A 19,705-nucleotide genomic window follows, 5' to 3' on the forward strand; every position below is an offset into this window, starting at 1 on the left:
CGCGGTCCTTCCACCCCACTCACCAGCGCGTATCCGATCGGGACGGGCTAGCCTTAAGCCCTCCCGAGCCGACATTCCGGACCATTGCAAAGGAACCCCAGTCATGGCAGCCGGCGCCCCCCGGATCTTCGTCTCGCACCTCTCCGGCATCGCCGTCTTCGATCCGAACGGCGACCAGGTCGGCCGCGTCCGCGACCTGGTCGTCATGCTGCGTCCCGCCCGCAGAGCGCCCCGGCTGCTCGGCCTGGTCGTCGAGCTGTCCACCCGCCGCCGGATCTTCCTGCCGATGACGCGGGTGACCGGCGTGCAGTCGGGCCAGGTCCTGACGACCGGCGTCCTGAACGTCCGCCGCTTCGAGCAGCGTCCGACCGAGCGCCTGGTCTTCGGTGAACTCCTCGACCGCCGCGTCACCCTCGCGGAGTCCGGCGAGGAGGCGACCGTCCTCGACCTGTCGGTGCAGCAGCTGCCGTCCCGCAGGGAGTGGGAGGTGGACCGCGTCTTCCTGCGCAAGGGACGCAGGGCGAGCGCGTTCCGCAGGGCGAAGGGCGAGGCGGTGACCGTGGAGTGGGCCGCCGTCGACGGCATCTCCTTGGAGGAGGAGGGGCAGGGCGCCGAGAACCTGCTCGCGACGTTCGAGCAACTGCGCCCGGCGGACCTGGCGAACGTCCTGCACCACCTCTCCGCCAAGCGGCGCGGCGAGGTCGCGGCGGCCCTCGACGACGACCGCCTCGCCGACGTCCTCGAAGAGCTCCCGGAGGACGACCAGATCGAGATCCTGGGCAAGCTGAAGGAGGAGCGCGCGGCGGACGTCCTGGAGGCGATGGACCCGGACGACGCGGCCGACCTGCTCGCCGAGCTGCCCGAGGCCGACCAGGAGCGGCTGCTGTCGCTGATGGAGCCGGACGACGCGGCGGACATGCGGCGCCTGCTGACCTACGAGGAGCACACGGCGGGCGGTCTGATGACGACCGAGCCGATCATCCTGCGCCCGGACGCGACCGTCGCCGACGCGCTCGCCCGCATCCGCGAACCCGACCTCTCCCCCGCGCTGGCCGCGCAGATCTACGTCTGCCGCCCGCCCGACGAGACGCCGACCGGCAAGTACCTCGGCACGGTCCACTTCCAGCGCCTGCTGCGCGACCCCCCGTACACGCTGGTCGGCTCGATCATCGACGACGACCTGCGGCCCCTCGACCCGGACGCCGCGCTGCCCGAGGTCGCCGGGTTCTTCGCGACGTACGACATGGTCGCGGCGCCGGTCGTCGACGAGTCGGGGTCGCTGCTGGGCGCGGTGACGGTGGACGACGTGCTGGACCACATGCTGCCGCAGGACTGGCGCGAGACGGAGTTCCACTTCGGGGAGGAGACGGTGACCGATGGCGTCTGACACCACGGGACGGAAGCGGGCCGGGGCGACGCCGGAGGCCAAGAACCGGGTGCGGGTGAGGCTCGACCAGCCGAAATCGCCCCGGCGGCGGCTGGTGCCCGAGTGGGACCCGGAGGCGTTCGGGCGGCTGTCGGAGCGGATCGCGCGGTTCCTGGGGACGGGGCGGTTCATCGTCTGGATGACCGTCGTCATCGTCGCCTGGGTGCTGTGGAACATCTTCGCGCCGGCGGGCCTGCGGTTCGACAACTACCCGTTCATCTTCCTCACGCTGATGCTCTCCCTCCAGGCGTCCTACGCCGCCCCGCTGATCCTGCTCGCGCAGAACCGGCAGGACGACCGGGACCGGGTCAACCTCGAACAGGACCGCAAGCAGAACGAGCGGTCGATCGCGGACACCGAGTACCTGACGCGGGAGATCGCCGCGCTGCGGATCGGGCTCGGGGAGGTGGCGACCCGGGACTGGATCAGGTCCGAGCTGCAGGACCTCGTCAAGGAGCTGGAGGAGCGCAGGGACGGGCACGTCGTATTCCCGGCGGAACGGTCATCTCTGCGTGACGTAGACGACCGCTGAGGGGCGTGTGGGGGACCACCGCGGCCGCCGTACCATCGTCTGTATGGCTAGCGAAGACGCGGTGCGCGAGGCACTGGCGACGGTGAACGACCCCGAGATCAACCGGCCCATCACCGAGCTGGGGATGGTCAAATCGGTGGAGATCGGCGCGGACGGCGTGGTCGCGGTGGCGGTGTATCTGACCGTCTCCGGCTGCCCGATGCGCGACACGATCACGCAGCGCGTGACGGACGCGGTCGCCGCGCTGGACGGCGTCAGCCGGGTCGACGTCACGCTCGACGTGATGAGCGACGAGCAGCGCAAGGAGCTGGCGAACGCGCTGCGCGGCGGCCAGGCCGAGCGCGAGGTGCCCTTCGCGAAGCCGGGCTCCCTCACCCGCGTCTACGCGGTCGCCTCCGGCAAGGGGGGCGTCGGCAAGTCGTCCGTGACGGTCAACCTCGCCGCCGCGATGGCCGCCGACGGCCTCAAGGTAGGTGTCGTCGACGCCGACATCTACGGCCACTCGGTGCCCCGGATGCTTGGCGCGGACGGTCTGCCGACCCAGGTCGAGAACATGATCATGCCGCCGTCCGCGAACGGCGTGAAGGTCATCTCCATCGGGATGTTCACGCCGGGCAACACGCCCGTCGTCTGGCGTGGGCCGATGCTCCACCGGGCGCTCCAGCAGTTCCTCTCGGACGTCTACTGGGGCGACCTGGACGTCCTGCTGCTGGACCTCCCGCCCGGCACCGGTGACATCGCGATCTCCGTCGCGCAGTTGGTCCCCAACGCCGAGATCCTGGTGGTGACGACGCCTCAGCAGGCCGCCGCCGAGGTCGCCGAGCGCGCCGGGTCCATCGCCGTCCAGACCCACCAGAAGATCGTCGGCGTCGTCGAGAACATGTCCGGCCTGCCCTGCCCGCACTGCGGCGAGATGCTGGACGTCTTCGGCACGGGCGGCGGCCAGTTGGTCGCGGACGGCCTGACCCGCACGACCGGCGCCACGGTCCCGGTCCTCGGCTCGATCCCGATCGACGTCCGTCTCCGCGAGGGCGGCGACGACGGCAGGCCGGTCGTCCTGACGGACCCGGAGAGCCCGGCGGGCGCCGCGCTGCGGGGCATCGCGGGGAAGCTGGGCGGCAGGCAGCGGGGGCTTTCGGGGCTGTCCTTGGGGATCACGCCGAAGAACAAGTTCTGAAAGAGCCTTTGGCTTTCAGGGGCGCGGGGCTGTACCGATGTGCGGCTCCGCGCCCCGGCGAGCAGGCGCTACGCGTACTCGCCGATGTCCTTGATGGTCGAGAACCCCAGCCCGTACGCGCTCATCCCGCGCCCGTAGGCCCCGAGGTGCACCCCTTGCTGGGTGGACCCGGCGAGCACCCAGCCGAACTCGGACTCCCGGTAGTGGAACGGGGTGGGCACCCCGTCGACCGGGAGGGTCAGGGTCGACCAGTCCTCCCCGTCGAGGTCGTCCGCGAGGACCCAGGCCGTCTCGGTCTGCTGGTCCAGCCAGTCGTCGCGCAGGCTGTGGTCCATCTGGCCGGGCCAGGTGAACGACAGCAGCCCGACCCCGGCGAGCCACGCGGCGGACGACACGGACGTCGCCTCCAGCAGGCCCGTGCCGTCGGCGCTGCGGCGGGACGGATTCGCCGCGACGGTCACGACGACCGCGAACTTGCCCCGGTCCTCACCGGCGGTCTCGTGCCGGACGGACGGCTCGTCGCCGTGTCCGACGGACCCGTGCTCGACGGCGCCGTCAGCCGCCGTGCCGACCTGCATCAGCCAGCGGCGCCCCGTGAACGCCTCGTCGAGGCCGTACCAGGGGAAGGGCGCCTCCAGGAAGCCGTCGACGGTGCGCCGGGCGGAGGGGACGGGTTGTCCGCCCTCCGTGACCGGCGCCTGCGCGACCGCTCGACTCGTCGTCTCCATCTGCCCGGACGCCTCCTCGCTCTCGGCGGACCCGTCCGGCCCGCCCCCCTTCGGGCGCACGCGTCAGGTCCGCACAACAACTCGGCAGCATATCCACCCGGGTGAGCGCCCCGGGCGCACGGCTCAGGTGGCGTCGTAGTCGAAGGGGGGCCGGCCGTCGTCGGTCGGCTTCTTCGTGAGGTCGGTCCTGGGGGCGTCCGGGGTGGTGTCGGGCTTGGTCATGTCGACCTTGCCGGGGGGAAGGGGCGTGGCGGCGGACTCGGCGGTCGTGTGGACCGCGTCGGCGACCTCCGCCATCTCCTTCTTCAGGTCGAACCCGTTGCGGATCTCCTTGAGCCCCAGGTCGTCGTTCTCCAGCTGCTTGCGGATGAACGTCTTGGGGTTCAGGTCCTCGAACTCGAAGTCCTTGAACTCGGGGCCCAGCTCGGTCCGGATGTCCTGCTTGGCGCTCTCCGAGAACTCGCGGATCTTACGGATCGTCCGCGACACGTCCTGGATGACCTTGGGGAGCTTGTCCGGACCGAAGATGAGCACGGCCAGGACAGCGAGGGTCACCAGCTCAAGCGGTCCTATGTCATTGAACACCTGAAGCTCCTTGCGATGTCCGCGGTCCTCGGCCCTCCGCGGTGCCGGCGGGTTCTTCCGTGGTCCGGGCCGCGTCCACGGTACCTGTCACACCTGTCGGACCGGTACCGCCCGGACCCTTCCAAACCGTCCCGGACGGGGGGTTTTCCTGGATGTTTGCCCAGGGCGAAGGGCCTGTGCGGGCCCTCTGTGAGGTTTCCGTCAGTTCCCACGCCCACCGTTTTCTCACCCGCCCGCCGTCCCCAGCACCAGCGACAACGTCATCGGCTTCCCCTTGCGGACGACGGTCAGCTCCAGCTTGTCGCCCGGCCGGTGCGCCCTGACCTTGACGATGAGTTCGTCGCTGGAGGCGACCGGCTTGCCGTCCACCTCGGTGATGACGTCCCCCGGCTCGATCCCCGCGAGGTCGCCGGGCCCGCCGACGCTCACCGGCGGACCGGCCTCCCCGCTGTCCGTCCGCACCCGCGCGCCCTCGCCCTCGTACGCGAGGTCCAGGGTGATCCCGATCACCGGATGCGTGGCCTTGCCGTTGGCGATCAGCTCCTCGGCGATGCGTTTTCCCTGGTTGACGGGGATGGCGAAACCGAGTCCGACGGATCCCGCCTGGCCGGTCCCCTCGTCGGTGCCGCCCGCCGAGCGGATCGCGGAGTTGATGCCGATGACCTGGCCGCGGGCGTCCAGGAGGGGGCCGCCGGAGTTTCCCGGGTTTATCGGCGCGTCCGTCTGGAGCGCGTCCACGTACGACACGTCGCTGCCGTCGCCGCCCGCGGTGATCGGACGTTCCTTCGCGCTGATGATGCCGGAGGTGACGGTGCCGGAGAGGTCGAAGGGGGCGCCGATCGCGACGACCGGGTCACCCACCTGCACGCCGTCGGAGTTGCCGAGGGGAAGGGGGGTGAGGTTCCGCACGCCCCTCACCTTGACGACCGCGAGGTCGTAGCCGGCGTCCCGGCCGACGATCTCGCCCTCGACCGCCTGTCCGCCGTTGAAGACGACCGTTATCTCGCCGCCGCTGCCCGCCGGCTTCACGACGTGGTTGTTGGTCAGGATGTAGCCCCGGTCGTCGAGCACGAAGCCCGTGCCGGTGCCCGACTCGCCGCCGCCCTTCACATGCAGCGTCACGACGCTCGGCAGCGCCCTCGCCGCGATCCCGGCGACGCTGTCGGCGTCCCGTCCGCTCGGCGCGGGCGGTGCCTGCGGCAGCTCGATCCCGCCGATGCCGTTCCGCTCCAACTGGACGCCTACGATGCCGCCCAGGCCGCCGGAGACCAGCGCCAGCAGCAGCGCGCCCGCGATCAGCCCCTTCCGCCGCTCCCGCTTCCGCTGCGCCTCACTGGGCACACTCCCGCCGGTCTGCTGCAACGGGGACGCCGCCCAGGGGTCGTAGCGGGCCCAGGGGTCACCGCCGCTCGTGGCACCGGGGTGCTGGACCGGCGGAGCGGGGGCCCAGGGGCCCGGGTGACCGTAGGGGGGCGTGCTGTAGGCGTCGGCGGTGTGGAGGGGGTGTGGGGAGGGGTCGGGGATGTGGGAGGGGGTGTGAGGGCTAGGGCTGGGGTGGTCGGGGGCAGGGGTGGAGGCGTGGGCGTGGGGCTGGTCGAGCGCGGAGGGCTCCGGGAGGCGGGTGAGGGGTGGTTGGGGGGCGGGGGTGTCCGGTGCCGCCCCTGCGGCGGGGGGCTGGACGGGGGCTGCGGGGACGCCGGGTGCCTCCTCGGCGGAGGGCTGGGCGAGGGCTGGGGCGTGGGCGGCCGGGGCTTCCCCGGCAGAGGGCCGGGCGGAGGCCACAGGGACGGCCGGGGCTTCCCCGGCGAGGGCCTGCGCGGGAGCTGCGGGGACGCCGGGTGCCTCCTCGGCGGAGGGCTGGGCGAGGGCTGGGGCGTGGACGTCCGGGGCTTCCCCGGCAGAGGGCCGGGCGGAGGCCACAGGGACGGCCGGGGCTTCCCCGGCGAGGGCCTGCGCGGGAGCTGCGGGGACGCCGGGTGCCTCCTCGGCAGAGGGCCGGGCGAGGGCTGGGGCGTGGGCGGCCGGGGCTTCCCCGGCGAGGGCCTGCGCGGGAGCTGCGAGGGCGCCGGGTGCCTCCTCGGCAGAGGGCTGGGCGAGGACTGGGGAGTGGACGTCCGGGGCTTGCCCAGCGAGGGCCTGCGCGGGAGCTGCGGGGACGCCGGGTGCCTCCCCGGCGGAGGGCTGGGCGAGGACTGGGGAGTGGACGTCCGGGGCTTGCCCAGCGAGGGCCTGCGCGGGAGCTGCGAGGACGCCGGGTGCCTCCCCGGCAGAGGGCCGGGCGGAGGCCGCGTGGGCGGCCGGGGCTTGCCCAGCGAGGGCCTGCGCGGGAGCTGCGAGGGCGCCGGGTGCCTCCCCGGCAGAGGGCTGGGCGGAGGCCGCGTGGGCGGCCGGGGCTTGCCCGGCGAGGGACTGTGCGGGAGCTGCGGGGGTGTCCGGTGCCTCCCCGGCGAGGGGTCGTGCGGGGGTTTCAGGGGTGGCCGGTGTCCTCGTGGGTCCGGGCTCCTCCTTCATCAGCGACACCGTCGGCTCCTCCTGGCTCTCCGGACGGCTCGGCTCGTGGTGCGTGCCGCCCTCCTCGGGGCGGGCCTCTTCGGGGCGGGCCAGCTCGAAGTCGCCGTCGGTCTCGTCCGTCTGCCCAGCCCTCAAATCCGCCGCTCCTTCGACAACTTCGGGTTCCCCGGCCCCATGGCCCACAGCTTCTCCGCCCCTCCGCGACGCTCCCGTGCCGTCCGGTGTCCTCGGCTCCTCGTCCATGCTCTCCCCACCAGCCGACCGGAGCCGGACACCTGGACGGCTGGTCGGACGTCGTCTGCGCGTCCGGCCGGGTAGGCGTGGACGCGGGTTCTCGCTGGATTCAACCAGGTCGGGTCACCGTGCGCAGGGGTGGCGTCCCGCAGGGTGGTGCGGCCGTGCGGGGCGCCGGAGGCGGGGCGGGGGCGGGGCGGGGGTCGTCCGGCCGTCTTACCTGCTGCTCGCGGGCGTCGGTGTGCCGATGCGGTGCGGTGACGCTCGTGTGCGTCGGCGCCCGCCGCCCAGGGCTCGGCCGACGGATCCGACGACTCGGGCCGAGGCGCGGGGCCCGGTGTGCGCTCCCCCACGCCGTTTCGAGCGGGACGGGTCGGGGGGATCGCCGTCGACCAGACCGGCGGGCTACCTGTCGCCCCTTCACCCCGGCTCACGGCCACACGCCCCGGACGCCCCTCTACCCCGGCCCACGGCCCACGCGCCCCGAACGCCGGGGCTGCGTCGGCGTCAGCGTTCAGCGGGCCTCGGGCGCGGAGGCCGTGCCGGGGGACAGGAGCCCGGGGGTCGTGGGCCAGGTCGCGGAGAGGGGGCGTATCAGCGGGGACATGGCGGCGGCGCCCGCGACGACGGGTGCCGTCAGCGCGCGTAGCGTCTGCTCGTGGCGTGCGGACACCGGCGTCGGGATCCCCGGCAGCAGCGGTGCGGACACCTCGACGGGCGCGGCCGGGGTGTCACGCAGGACGCCCTGGCCCCCTTGGGAGAGCAGCGGCCCGGCCGACCGGCGCCGGGAGTCGGGGGCAGCCGCCCCCGCGCCCGGTGCCCTGGACGGCGTCACGTTGCTGCCCGTGCCACCCCTCGCCTCGGTCGTCTGGTCGACCGGCGCCGAACCGGTCACCCCGCCCAGCGCGATCGCCGCGAGCGACACCGCGCCGGCGGCGACGAACGCGAACCGCATGCTGCGGGACCGCTCCTCGCCCCGCCCGACGGCGTGCACCCGGAAGCCCTTCTCGGCGACGGAGGCGGAGAAGGCGACGGCATTGGCACTGGCGTTGACATCGGCGTCGGCCTGGACCCGCGCGGACCGGGCCGAAGCCCCGGCACCGGCCCTGGTACCGGCACGGTTCCGGGCACCGGCGTCCGCGCCGGCCCGGGACCGCGCGGACGGAGCCGAAGCCCCGCCAGCCGAACCGGCCGCACCCGCACCCGGCGAACGCCCCTCGCCCTCGGCAGCCCCGTTCACACCGGCCGCCGACGAGACACCCTCGCCCGCCCTCCCGTGCTCCTCCCCCGCCAGGTACCCGAACTCGAAGACGGACCCGGAGGCCCCGCCCCCGAGCACACCGGGCCCGGCGAGTGCCCCGGACTCCCCGAAGACACCGCCACCACCGGCTCCGCCGAAGCCCCCGGCGCCCCGGCCTCCGCCGAGCACTCCGGAGTCGCCGGACCCGGCGAGCGCGCCGGAGTCCCCGGCGCCGCCGAACCCGCCCGAGTTCCCGGCCCCGCCGAACCCGCCGGAGCCCCTGTTCCCGCCGAATCCACCGAGCCCCGCGAACCCCCGGGAGCCGAATCTGGAGCCGCGTTCACCGGGGAGCCCGCCCGGACCGAGCGGCCCGCTTCCCTCGGCCGTGTCGTCACCCCCGGGCAGCCCCTGAAGGCGGGCGAGGAAACTCGCGGAGGGGGCGGGCGGGGCGACCTCGGAGAAGACGCTCTTCAGCCGACGCTGCGCGTCGACCTCCGCCTTGCACTTGGAGCAGGTCGCGACGTGCGCGAGGACACGCTCGCGCGCGTCATGGCCCAGCTCCCCGTCCACCAGGGCGGAGAGCCGGTCACCGAGATGCTGTTCCGCGAGATGCCGTCCCGCGGGAGGTTTGGGCCTGGAGCCACCGAGTCCACTCACGCGGTCGCGCCCCCTCCTCCCAGCACGGGGACACGGGCCATGAACGTGCGCCGCCGCTCGGCCTCCCGCGCCTGGGGAGAGCGGTGTGCGAGGGCCTTGCGCAGCTGGGAGCGGCCCCGGTGGATCCGGGAGCGGACGGTGCCGAGCTTGACGCCGAGGGTCGCCGCGATCTCCTCGTAGGAGAGCCCTTCGATGTCGCACAGGACGACGGCCGCGCGGAACTCGGGCGCGAGGGTGTCCAGCGCCTGCTGGACGTCCGCGTCGAAGTGGGCGTCGTTGAAGAGCTGCTGGGGGGTCGGCTCCTTGCTGGCCAGGCGCTCCGCTGCGTCCTCGCCGAGGGAGTCGAAGCGGATGCGCTGCTTGCGGCGGACCATGTCGAGGAAGAGGTTGGTGGTGATGCGGTGCAGCCAGCCCTCGAACGTGCCGGGCGTGTAGGTCGACAGGGAGCGGAAGACGCGGACGAAGACTTCCTGCGTCAGGTCCTCGGCGTCGTGCTGGTTGCCCGTCAGGCGGTAGGCCAGGCGGTAGACGCGGCCGCTGTGCGTGCTGACGATCTCCTCCCACGTGGGCGGAGTCCACGCCTGCCCGTCCGCGTCGGTGGAGAAGGTCGCGGTCTGGGCGTAGTCGCCGGCGTGGCTGTGGTCAGCGGTGTCGTTCACGGATTTCGGCCTGCCCGCCGATCCGAGAAAGCGCCGGAGCACTCCTCCCCGATCCACAGACTGGGCCGCACCTCCCCTGTCGGCTCTGGTGGTGTCCAGTGGAGCCCCTACCATAGCCACCTCGCCCGTTAGCTCCGGATAAGCGGTTTTACCTGAATTTGATCTGGGCTGATACGGCTCATACGGCTGCGTCCGCCCGGCGCCGCCGCCCCGCCCGCCGTCGTGATCCAACTGTGTCCCCCCATCACCGTTCCCACCCCTTCAAACGCGCGGTCCCATCTGCGGGTTCCCGCCCGCAGCGGATACAGTCACGCCGAAGCACATCGTGGGGATGAGGAGAGGGTCATTACCGGCAACCGGCAGGCAAGCTGGGCGTTCGCCGACGCCTACGCCGCCGAGGACGACGCACTGCGCTGGGCCCGTGACCGGGCCCGTGAGGCAGGGCTGCGCTCGGTGTCGCCCAGCACGGGCGCCGCGCTGCGGTTGCTCGCCGCCACGGTCGACGCGAAGGCGGTCGCCGAGATCGGCACCGGCACCGGCGTCTCCGGTCTGCACCTCCTGCACGGCATGCGTCCCGACGGGGTCCTGACGACCGTCGACCCCGAGCCGGAGCACCAGCAGTTCGCGCGGCAGGCGTTTCGCGCGTGCGGGTTCGCCAGCAACCGGGCGCGGTTCATCCCCGGGCGCGCGCTGGACGTGCTGCCGCGGCTCGCCGACTCCGGCTACGACCTCGTGTTCTGCGACGGTGACCGGCTGGAGCTGCTCGACTATCTAGCTGAATCGTTGCGCCTGCTGCGGCCCGGCGGGCTGGTCGTCTTCGAGGGCGTCTTCGCCAACGGCCGCACCGTCGACTCCGGTCCCCAGCCGACGGAGGTGGCGCGCGTGCGCGAGCTGCTGCGCGCGGTGCGCGAGAGCACGGAGCTGGTGGTGTCGCTGCTGCCGGTGGGCGACGGGCTGCTGTGCGCGGTCAAGCGCTGAGCCGGCCGCGAAAACGACAGCCCCGGCACCGCGTGCGATGCCGGGGCTGCCGTAGGGGCACTGTCGCGTCAGCTGACGACCTTGTTGAGGGCCTCACCGAGCGCCAGGGCCTCGTCAGGGGTCAGCTCGACGACGAGCCGCCCGCCGCCTTCGAGGGGAACGCGCATGACGATGCCCCGCCCCTCTTTGGTCACCTCAAGCGGGCCGTCGCCCGTCCGCGGCTTCATGGCCGCCATGCTCGTTCCCCTTCCTGAAACCAGCTTCACCGTCAAAGCCGACGGCCCCTGGGAGGGCACGCGCGGTCCTGCGTGGGACACGCGACACCGGCATCGAACACATTGCTTCCAAGCCATTATCCCGCATCTCAGGACCCGATGACCAACTTCGGACGGCATCGCTTGCGCAACGCGCGCGAGCAAAACCACCCAATTCGGCGGTGTGGCTGCGATACTGCTCCGCCTCGTCGCGTTAGGCCGTCCGTGAACGGGCCCGCTTTCTTTGACGCAGGTCACACGTCCCGTCCGGTCCGTGGACCAAGATCTCCGCCATGCTGAGTCCGTAGCGACGTTCTGACACACGTTCTTGATGCGGAGGGGCACTCCATGGCCGACACGGTGCTGTACGAGGTGAGCGACGGGCTCGCGACGATCACCCTGAACCGTCCGGAGGCGATGAACGCGCTCGACGTCGCGACGAAGGTGGCCCTGCGGGAGGCCGCCGAGTCCGCCGCCGGTGACCCCGCGGTGCGCGCGATCCTGCTGACCGCCGCCGGGGAGCGGGCGTTCTGCGTCGGCCAGGACCTCAAGGAGCACATCGGGCTGCTGGCCGCGGGGTCGGACGCCGTGATGAGCACCGTCAGCGAGCACTACAACCCCATCGCTCGCGCGCTGACCGGGGCCGCGAAGCCGGTCGTGGCCGCCGTCAACGGGGTCGCGGCGGGCGCCGGGTTCGGGTTCGCCCTCGCCGCGGACTACCGGGTCGTCGCCGACACGGCGTCCTTCAACACGTCGTTCGCCGGGGTCGCGCTCACCGCGGACTCCGGGATCTCCTGGACGCTCCCGCGCGTGGTGGGGCCGTCCCGGGCGACCGACCTGCTTCTCTTCCCGCGCAGCATCAGCGCGCGGGACGCGCTGGAGCTGGGTATCGCCAACCGGGTCGTCCCGGCCGCCGAGCTGCGCGAGGAGGCCCTGAAGGTGGCCCGCTCCCTCGCCGAGGGGCCGACCGTCGCGTACGCGGCGCTCAAGGAGTCGGTCGCCTTCGGGTTGACGCACTCGTTGACGGAGACGCTGGACAAGGAGGACGAGCTTCAGACCCGCGCGGGCGCGGCGGAGGACCACCGGATCGCGGTGACGGCGTTCGTCAACAAGGAGAAGCCGAAGTACGTGGGGCGTTAGCCGCGCGCGCCGCAGTCCGCGAGGTGGTCGTCGACCAGTCCGCACGCCTGCATCAGCGCGTACGCCGTCGTGGGGCCGACGAACCTGAGGCCCCGTTTCTTCAGCGCCTTGGCCAGGGCCTTCGACTCGTCGGTGACGGCGGGGACGTCGGCCAGGGCCTTCGGGGTCGGGTGGTCGTCCGGCGCGTAGGACCAGATCAGGGCGTCGAGTTCGCCCGGCGCCCAGTCCGCGAGCACGCGCGCGTTGGCGAGCGTCGCGTCGACCTTCGCGCGGTTGCGGATGATGCCGGGGTCGGCGAGGAGGCGGGTGCGGTCGGCGTCGGTGAAGGCGGCCACCTTGGTGATCTCGAAGCCGCTGAAGGCCGTCCGGAAGGTGGGGCGGCGGCGCAGGATCGTGATCCAGGAGAGGCCGGACTGGAAGGCTTCCAGGCTGAGGCGTTCGAAGAGGGCGTCGTCGCCGTGGACCGGGCGGCCCCACTCGTCGTCGTGGTAGGCGACGTAGTCCGGCGTGGACAGGGCCCAGGGGCAGCGCAGGACGCCGTCGGGGCCGGCGAGGGCGTCGGTCACCGGGGGTCGTCCTCCGGCTTCTCGACGGAGACGCGGGGGGCCGTCAGCGCGGCCTCCAGGTCGGCGATGCGGGCGTCCCGTTCGGCGAGTTCGGCGGCGAGGCGGCCGAGCGCGTCGTCCACGTCGGACATGCGGTAGCCGCGCGCGGCGAGCGGGAAGCGGAGGCTGTCGACGTCCGCGCGGGTGACCGGGCGGTCCCAGGGCAGCGGGTCGTGCAGCCGCTGCGGGGCCTCCTCCGGCAGCGGTCCTGTGCCCTCGCCGCCGCCCACGACGGCCAGCGTCACCGCGGCGACCACCACGGCGAGCGCGATGACCAGGAACAAGAACATAACCATCGGCGGGCCCCCGCTCGGAGTCGGACGTGTCTGGCTCCGATCGTGCCATGCGGGTCCGACAGTTAGGGTCTCAGGCGGCGGATGTCCCGCACGCACTAGGAGAGGTCACAGGGGATGCTCAGGCTGGGCAGGCGTGAATTCGGTACGCACGAGCCGGTGATCATGGCGATCGTCAACCGGACCCCCGACTCCTTCTACGACCAGGGCGCGACCTACGACGACGCCCCGGCGCTCGCGCGCGTGGAGCGGGCGATCGCCGAGGGCGCCGCGATCGTCGACATCGGCGGCGTCAAGGCGGGGCCCGGCGAGGAGGTCACCGCCGACGAGGAGGCCCGCCGGACGGTCGGGTTCGTCGCCGAGGTCCGCCGCCGCTTCCCCGAGGTGATCATCAGCGTCGACACCTGGCGCGCGTCCGTCGGCGAGGCCGTCTGCGAGGCCGGCGCGGACCTCCTGAACGACGCCTGGGGCGGCGTGGACCCGGGTTTGGCGGAGGTCGCGGCGCGGTACGGCGTCGGCCTGGTCTGCACGCACGCGGGCGGCTCCGAGCCGCGCACCCGCCCTCACCGGGTGACGTACGACGACGTCATGACGGACATCCTGGACGTCACCGTCGGCCTCGCGGAGCGCGCGGCGGCCCTCGGCGTCCCCCGCGAGTCGATCCTCATCGACCCCGGCCACGACTTCGGCAAGAACACCCGGCACAGCCTGGAGGCGACGCGGCGCCTCGGTGAGATGGCCGAGACGGGTTGGCCGGTGCTGGTGTCGCTCTCCAACAAGGACTTCGTCGGGGAGACGCTGGACCGCCCGGTGAAGGAGCGGTTGATCGGAACGCTGGCGACGACGGCCGTGTCCGCGTGGCTGGGGGCGCGGGTGTACCGCGTCCACGAAGTCGCCGAGACGCGGCAGGTGCTGGACATGGTCGCGTCGATCGCGGGGCACCGGCCCCCGGCGGTGGCGCGGCGGGGGCTGGCGTAGGCCGCGTCCGAGGAATGACGGGCCGCGGCACCCTACCCCAGCGGGCGCCGCGTCGCCGCCCCTTCCCGACGCGTCCAGCCGGACGAAGGCATCCACCCTGGTTTCCCTGCCGCGCGCGGCTCGCGCGTGGTGCCATCCGGGTGCCCAATTCCTTCTGGTTCCACGGGAAACCCATGAAGATCCGGATCACGATGGACGGCGCTCGGGACGACGTCGAGCAGCGGTCCCTCTACACCTGGCTGCGCGACGACCAGGAGGTGCGCGCCACGGCCCAGGTCACGTTGCAGAGCCTCGCCCCGGCGGAGGAGGCGGAGGAATCCGACGCCGACACCATGGGCACCGCCCTCGAAGCCATCGGCATCGTCGTCGACACGGTGCTCCAGCTCGGCGGCCTCGCCGTCGCGATCGCGGCTTGGCGGCAGGCCCACACGCCCCGTTCCACGATGGTCATCGAGCGGGACGGCGTGAAGATCACGCTGCCCGCCGACCGCCTCGACGACGCCCAGGCCCTCCTGCGCGCGCTGACGGAGGAAGGCCGGTGACCGGCACGGGCGGCGCCAACTCCCGGATCGACGCCGCGCATTCGGCCTGCGTCCTCATCGGCGTCGACGCGTACACGCAGCTCGCTCCCCTGCGGGCCGTGAAGAACAACCTCACCCGGCTCAAGGAGACGCTGACCGACCCCGACGTCTGGGGCGTGCCCGGGGAGCTGTGCCAGGTCGTGTCGAACCCCGGGAGCCAGCAGGAGCTGATCGCGCCGATCCGCAAGGCGGCCTCGGCCGCGCGGGGCACGCTGATCGTGTACTACGCGGGCCACGGGTTCATCGACCCCTCGGACGGCGCCCTCTACCTGACCCTCCCCGACACCGAACCCGGGGAGATCGACGGGGCCGTGCCCTACGAGTGGCTGCGCCGCGCCATCCGTGACAACGGCTCCGCCCGGCGCCGCATCGTGGTGCTGGACTGCTGCTACAGCGGCAAGGCGCTGGACGGCGGCATGTCCGCCGTCGAGAACCTTCAGGCGGCGGCCCTCATGGAGGACGTCGAGGGGTCGTACGTGGCGACGTCCTGTGCCAAGACCCGGCTGGCCCTGTCCCCCAGGGGAGAGGAGTGCACGGCCTTCACCGGTGAACTCGTGAAGGTCCTCGCCGAGGGCGACCCGGACGGTCCGGAGGAACTGACGCTGGACATGGTCTTCGGCCGGGTCCGCGCCCGTCTCAAGGAGAAGCGGCGGCCACTGCCGCAGGTGCAGAACCAGAACGGCGTCGGCTCGCTGCCCTTCGTGAAGAACCGGCAGTGGTCCGCCTCCGCCGCCACACCACCGCCACCCGCGTCGGGGCCGACCCCTGCCGGCCGGAAGCGGTGGTCGTGTCTGCTGGCCGTCGCGGCGGTGACGGCCGTCGCGGCGACCGTCGCGGTGCAGGCCGATCCGCTGGCGTGGTGGAAGGACCGGAAGGCGGCGGGGCCCTGTTCGAAGGGGGCGTCGCTGCTCAGCGTCTCCGACGCGCTCAACCGGGCGACCGAGCTGGAGAACCTGGGGGCGAACGTGGACGGGCTCTCGGCGATCTCCTTGAACGCGCAGGGCGAGGCATGGGTGCTGGCGGACAACAAACCCGGCCGCCTGTTCCGTGTGCGCCTCGGCAGCCCCGAACACCTCGCCCCCGAGGTGCTGAAGATCCAGACGTTGAAGCGCGGGAACGGCGTCCCGTACTCCGAAGGCTTCGACGGCGAGGGCCTGGTCGTCGAGAAGGGCGGCAAGACCGTGCTGATCAGTTCCGAGGCGGACTCGACGATCCGCCGGTTCCGTCTCTCCGACGGCAGGGAGCTGGGCACCCTGCCCGTCCCGGCGGAGTGGGCGAGCGTGTCGGCGGGCGGGCGTGCGGGCGGCAACCGCAACCTCGAGTCGCTGACCACCACCACGGACGGCCGTTACCTCTACACGGGGCTGGAGGGGCCGTTGGTCGGTGACGGTGACCGTGCCGGGCGCAATCGGCTGCGCATCCAGCGGTACAAGGGCACGCCGGGCGGGGCGTACGCCCTGGACGGTCAGTTCGCGTACGAGGCCGACGCCGGCGCCTACCTGGTGGACCTCGTCGCGCTGGGGCCCGACCGGTTGCTGGCCCTGGAGCGGTCCTACGCCAGTGGCCTCGGGAACAGCATCCGCGTCTACGAGGTGTCGCTGGCCGGCGCGAAGAACGTCACGGACGTCAGGTACCTCGCCGGCGAGCCGCCGGACAGCTTCGTCACCGAGCACCGGCCGCTCGTCCTCGACCTGGCCGACTGTCCCGCCGGGGACATCGAGGTTCCGGAGGGGCAGACACAGCCGAATCCGCTGCTCGACAACGTGGAGGGGATGGCTCTGGACAACCGGCCGACCGGGGGCGGGGGGCATCGCGTCCTGTACCTGGTCAGCGACAACAACAGCAAGAAGGACCAGGTCACCAGGGTGTACGCGGTGAAGGTGAAGACTTCCGTGCGGTGAGGGCGCCGGGCCCCCACCGCACCGGAGTTCTTCACAAGGCCGTCAGCGCGCCGCTTCCTTCGACACCAGCGCGACCGCCTCGTCCACGTCGTCCGTGACGTGGAACAGCATCAGGTCCTTCTCGGACGCCTTGCCCTGGGCGACGAGGGTGTTCTTGATCCAGTCGACGAGGCCGCCCCAGTACTCCGTGCCGAAGAGGACGATGGGGAAGCTGGTGACCTTCTGGGTCTGGACGAGGGTCAGGGCCTCGAAGAGTTCGTCGAGGGTGCCGAGGCCGCCGGGGAGGACCACGAAGCCCTGGGCGTACTTGACGAACATCATCTTGCGGACGAAGAAGTAGCGGAAGTTGAGGCCGATGTCGACGTAGGGGTTGAGGCCCTGCTCGAAGGGCAGCTCGATGCCGAGGCCGACGGAGATGCCGCCGGCCTCGCAGGCGCCCTTGTTGGCGGCCTCCATGGCGCCGGGGCCGCCGCCGGTGATGACGGCCCAGCCGGCGTCGACGAGCGCGTGGCCGAGGCGGACGCCCGCCTCGTACTCCGGGGAGTCGGGCTTGGTCCGGGCGGAGCCGAACACGCTGATCGCGGGCGGGAGTTCGGCGAGCGTGCCGAAGCCCTCGATGAACTCCGACTGGATGCGCAGGACGCGCCAGGGGTCCGTGTGGACCCAGTCGGAGGGGCCGCCGGCGTCGAGGAGGCGCTGGTCCGTCGTACCGGCCGTGACTTGGGAGCGCCTTCGCAGGACCGGGCCCAGACGCTGTTCTTCCGGCTTGGGGGTTCCCTCGACCGTCATGTTGCGCTCCCTCCACGTGCGGGTGTTTCCGTATCTCAGCCTAGATCCGCCGGGGTTACAGGCGGGGGACGTCGGCGTGTCCTCAGCCGGTCAGCCAGGTCCGCAGGCGTTCCTCGGCGTGCAGGATCTTCGCCGTCTCGACGCGTTCGTCCCGCTTGTGGGCCAACAGGGGGTTGCCGGGGCCGTAGTTGACGGCCGGTACGCCGAGCGAGGAGAAGCGGCTGACGTCCGTCCAGCCGAACTTGGGCATGGGGGCGCCGCCGACCGCCTTGACGAAGGCCGCCGCCGCGGGGTGGGAGAGGCCGGGGAGGGCGCCGGGGCTGTGGTCGGTGACGACGAACTCCTCGTAGCAGCCCTCGAACACCTCACGGACGTGCGCGATCGCCTCGTCCTCGCTCCGGTCGGGCGCGTAGCGGAAGTTGACGGTCACCACGCACTCGTCGGGGATGACGTTGCCCGCCACTCCCCCGGTGATCCCGACGGCGTTCAGGCCCTCGCGGTACTCCAGGCCGTCGATGACGGGACGGCGCGGCTCGTAGGCGGCGAGGCGGGCCAGGATCGGGGCGGCGGCGTGGATGGCGTTGGCGCCCATCCAGGAGCGGGCGGAGTGGGCGCGCTCGCCCCGGGTCGTCAGCTGGACCCGCAGGGTGCCCTGGCAGCCGCCCTCGACCTGGCCGTCGGACGGTTCCAGGAGGACCGCGAAGTCGCCGGCCAGCCACTCGGGGTGGGCGCGGGCGACGTGGCCGAGGCCGTTGCGGGTGGCCTCGACCTCCTCGTTGTCGTAGAAGATGAAGGTGAGGTCGCGGTTGGGCACCGGCACCGTCGCCGCGATACGCAGCTGGACCGCCACCCCGGACTTCATGTCGCAGGTGCCGCAGCCCCACAGGATCCCGTCGTCGTCGAGGCGCGAGGGGACGTTGCCGGCGATCGGGACGGTGTCGATGTGGCCGGCGAGGATCACCCGCTCCGGCAGGCCGAGTTCCGTGCGGGCGATCACGTTGTTGCCGTGGCGGTCGACCGTCAGGTGCGGCAGCTCGCGCAGGGCGGCCTCGATCGCGTCGGCGAGGGGTCCTTCGGTGCCGCTCTCCGAGGGGAAGTCGACGAGACGCGCGGTGAGCGCGGCGGCATCCAGAGTGAGGTCAAGTGGGGTGTCGGCCATGGCGTCGACCCTAACGCGCCAAGCCGTCCGGCCCGTCTCCCCGCCTGGCCCGAACGCGACCGTACTCTCCAGTACCTTGTACGCGTGTCAGCGCCGTCCCCCTCCCCCAAACGCCGTGGCCGCCTGCTCCGTTCGCTGGCGGCGGCCGTCGTCCTGCTCGCCGTGGCGGGCTATGTGGTGGTGCAGTACATCACCGGGGGCACGGGTGACCCGGGGTGCAGAGTCGTCGCCGCCCGGCCGGGCGGGAAGACGTACGAGTTCACGCCGGAGCAGGCCGTCAACGCGGCGACGATCGCGGCCGTCGGCACGAACCGGGGCATGCCCGAGCGGGCGGTGACGATCGCGCTGGCGACGGCGCTCCAGGAGTCGGGGCTGCGCAACCTCGCGCACGGCGACCGGGACTCGCTCGGCCTCTTCCAGCAGCGGCCCTCGCAGGGCTGGGGCACCGAGGCGCAGGTCCAGGACCCGTCGTACGCGGCGAACCGGTTCTACGAGCACCTGGCCAAGGTGCGCGGGTACGCCGACCTCCCGCTGACCGTCGCCGCGCAGCGCGTCCAGCGGAGTGGTTACCCCGACGCGTACGCCAAGCACGAGCCGGACGCGACGGTCCTCGCCGCCGCGCTCACCGGGCGCTCGGCCGCGACCCTGACGTGTACGGGGCGGCCCGACGCGACGTCCGTCCAGGCCGGTCCCGATGCCGTGCGGGCCGCGCTGGTGCGGGACTTCGGGCGGGACGCCGTCCAGGCGGCGGGGACGGCGTCCTCGGCCGCCGACCAGAACGACGAGGGGCCGACGGCCGTGAGCGGGGGGCGGACCGTCGCGCTGCCGGTCGTCCGCGACACGTCGTCCGCCGGGCGGTCGGTGCCCGAGCGGGGGTGGCAGCTCGCGCACTGGGCCGTCGCCAACTCCTCGGCGCTGCACATCCAGCGGGTGACGTACGCGGGGCGGACGTGGGTCGCGGGGAACAGCGACAGCGAGTGGCGGGCGGCCGGTACGACGCGGGCGGACATGGAGAAGTCGGTGCGGATCACCACCGAGCAGTAGTACGAGGGGTCAGCCTCACGGGGTACGCGGGGTACTCCGGCGGTGCGGGAGCGCGCGGCGCCGGGGGCGTCGGGCCCGTACCGCTCAAATCCCTTGCGAACACAGGGGATCAGCGGGGTCGCGGGGTTTCGGCCGTGACGGTCTTTGCCCGTTTTTATCCACAGCCGATAATGCGACGCATTGCCAAGTCTTTACGTTATTGGTCCGCAACCTTCCTGGGGCTTCGGGCGGTTC

The 19,705-nt window shown here is 72.6% G+C and carries 19 protein-coding genes; 9 read left to right on the plus strand and 10 right to left on the minus strand.

Annotated elements, in window-relative coordinates; genetic code table 11:
- Positions 1-103 precede the first annotated feature (103 nt).
- From IAG44_RS13580 to IAG44_RS13590, 3 genes are read left to right on the plus strand one after another with little or no spacing between them, the layout of a single operon-like run.
- Positions 104-1,387, plus strand: a complete 1,284-nt coding sequence (locus IAG44_RS13580) for a magnesium transporter MgtE N-terminal domain-containing protein (RefSeq protein ID WP_187747390.1) — start codon at positions 104-106, stop codon at positions 1,385-1,387.
- Entirely contained in the window at positions 1,377-1,958 is a 582-nt protein-coding gene (locus IAG44_RS13585) for a DUF1003 domain-containing protein (protein WP_187747391.1), read from the plus strand. Before IAG44_RS13580 ends, IAG44_RS13585 begins: the two co-directional genes overlap by 11 nt.
- 43 nt (positions 1,959-2,001) lie before the next feature.
- Positions 2,002-3,135 carry an Mrp/NBP35 family ATP-binding protein gene (locus IAG44_RS13590; protein WP_187747392.1) on the plus strand — a complete coding sequence of 378 codons (1,134 nt, stop codon included), beginning with the start codon at positions 2,002-2,004 and terminating at the stop codon, positions 3,133-3,135.
- 68 nt (positions 3,136-3,203) lie between these two features.
- Here IAG44_RS13590 and IAG44_RS13595 read toward each other — a convergent pair whose 3' ends face one another.
- From IAG44_RS13595 to sigE, 5 genes are all read right to left on the minus strand, one after another.
- Positions 3,204-3,863 (minus strand): hypothetical protein, encoded by a 660-nt coding sequence (locus IAG44_RS13595; RefSeq protein ID WP_187752659.1) that lies wholly within the window; start codon positions 3,861-3,863, stop codon positions 3,204-3,206.
- Between the two features lie 123 nt (positions 3,864-3,986).
- Positions 3,987-4,448, minus strand: coding sequence for a sec-independent translocase (locus IAG44_RS13600; protein ID WP_187747393.1), 462 nt, complete (start codon positions 4,446-4,448; stop codon positions 3,987-3,989).
- A 225-nt stretch (positions 4,449-4,673) separates the two neighbouring features.
- Complete coding sequence (locus IAG44_RS43500; protein ID WP_246561686.1) at positions 4,674-7,094, minus strand: S1C family serine protease; 2,421 nt, start codon at positions 7,092-7,094, stop codon at positions 4,674-4,676.
- Between the two features lie 613 nt (positions 7,095-7,707).
- A complete protein-coding gene (locus IAG44_RS44745) occupies positions 7,708-9,090 on the minus strand; it encodes an anti-sigma factor family protein (protein WP_425508447.1) in 1,383 nt (460 codons plus the stop codon).
- Positions 9,087-9,791, minus strand: a complete 705-nt coding sequence (gene sigE, locus IAG44_RS13615) for an RNA polymerase sigma factor SigE (RefSeq protein ID WP_187747394.1) — start codon at positions 9,789-9,791, stop codon at positions 9,087-9,089. The genes IAG44_RS44745 and sigE overlap by 4 nt, the downstream gene beginning before the upstream one ends.
- A gap of 237 nt (positions 9,792-10,028) precedes the next feature.
- Between sigE and IAG44_RS13620 the strand changes: the two genes are divergently transcribed.
- Positions 10,029-10,727: an O-methyltransferase gene (locus IAG44_RS13620; RefSeq protein ID WP_281404336.1), complete on the plus strand. Its 699-nt coding sequence runs from the start codon at positions 10,029-10,031 to the stop codon at positions 10,725-10,727.
- A 68-nt stretch (positions 10,728-10,795) separates the two neighbouring features.
- Here the strand turns inward: IAG44_RS13620 and IAG44_RS13625 are convergent, their stop codons facing one another.
- Positions 10,796-10,963 (minus strand): DUF3117 domain-containing protein, encoded by a 168-nt coding sequence (locus IAG44_RS13625; RefSeq protein WP_187747395.1) that lies wholly within the window; start codon positions 10,961-10,963, stop codon positions 10,796-10,798.
- A 366-nt stretch (positions 10,964-11,329) separates the two neighbouring features.
- Here IAG44_RS13625 and chcB point away from each other — a divergent pair, with 366 nt between their 5' ends.
- A complete protein-coding gene (gene chcB / locus IAG44_RS13630; RefSeq protein ID WP_187747396.1) occupies positions 11,330-12,121 on the plus strand; it encodes a 2-cyclohexenylcarbonyl CoA isomerase in 792 nt (263 codons plus the stop codon).
- Here chcB and IAG44_RS13635 read toward each other — a convergent pair.
- A complete protein-coding gene (locus IAG44_RS13635; protein ID WP_187747397.1) occupies positions 12,118-12,687 on the minus strand; it encodes a DNA-3-methyladenine glycosylase I in 570 nt (189 codons plus the stop codon). The two genes, chcB and IAG44_RS13635, sit on opposite strands and share 4 nt — an antisense overlap.
- Positions 12,684-13,016 carry a DivIVA domain-containing protein gene (locus IAG44_RS13640; protein WP_187752662.1) on the minus strand — a complete coding sequence of 111 codons (333 nt, stop codon included), beginning with the start codon at positions 13,014-13,016 and terminating at the stop codon, positions 12,684-12,686. The genes IAG44_RS13635 and IAG44_RS13640 overlap by 4 nt, the downstream gene beginning before the upstream one ends.
- Positions 13,017-13,136: 120 nt before the next feature.
- On the opposite strand from IAG44_RS13640, the gene folP reads away from it, so the two are divergent.
- The 3 genes from folP (at position 13,137) to IAG44_RS13655 (ending at position 16,479) form a co-directional block, all read left to right on the plus strand.
- The gene (folP, locus tag IAG44_RS13645; protein ID WP_187747398.1) at positions 13,137-13,997 is read left to right on the plus strand and encodes a dihydropteroate synthase; all 861 of its coding nucleotides are present in this window, start codon (positions 13,137-13,139) and stop codon (positions 13,995-13,997) included.
- Between the two features lie 173 nt (positions 13,998-14,170).
- The gene (locus IAG44_RS13650) at positions 14,171-14,539 is read left to right on the plus strand and encodes an effector-associated constant component EACC1 (RefSeq protein ID WP_187747399.1); all 369 of its coding nucleotides are present in this window, start codon (positions 14,171-14,173) and stop codon (positions 14,537-14,539) included.
- Positions 14,536-16,479, plus strand: a complete 1,944-nt coding sequence (locus IAG44_RS13655) for a caspase, EACC1-associated type (protein ID WP_187747400.1) — start codon at positions 14,536-14,538, stop codon at positions 16,477-16,479. The genes IAG44_RS13650 and IAG44_RS13655 overlap by 4 nt, the downstream gene beginning before the upstream one ends.
- A 42-nt stretch (positions 16,480-16,521) precedes the next feature.
- Here IAG44_RS13655 and IAG44_RS13660 read toward each other — a convergent pair whose 3' ends face one another.
- Together IAG44_RS13660 and dapE are read right to left on the minus strand one after the other, a co-directional pair.
- Positions 16,522-17,268: an LOG family protein gene (locus IAG44_RS13660; protein ID WP_187747401.1), complete on the minus strand. Its 747-nt coding sequence runs from the start codon at positions 17,266-17,268 to the stop codon at positions 16,522-16,524.
- 82 nt (positions 17,269-17,350) lie between these two features.
- Entirely contained in the window at positions 17,351-18,427 is a 1,077-nt protein-coding gene (gene dapE / locus IAG44_RS13665) for a succinyl-diaminopimelate desuccinylase (protein ID WP_187747402.1), read from the minus strand.
- A gap of 84 nt (positions 18,428-18,511) precedes the next feature.
- Here dapE and IAG44_RS13670 point away from each other — a divergent pair, with 84 nt between their 5' ends.
- Positions 18,512-19,471: a VldE C-terminal domain-containing protein gene (locus tag IAG44_RS13670; protein WP_187747403.1), complete on the plus strand. Its 960-nt coding sequence runs from the start codon at positions 18,512-18,514 to the stop codon at positions 19,469-19,471.
- Positions 19,472-19,705 lie beyond the last annotated feature (234 nt).

Source organism: Streptomyces roseirectus (genome assembly GCF_014489635.1).
Lineage (GTDB): Bacteria > Actinomycetota > Actinomycetes > Streptomycetales > Streptomycetaceae > Streptomyces > Streptomyces roseirectus.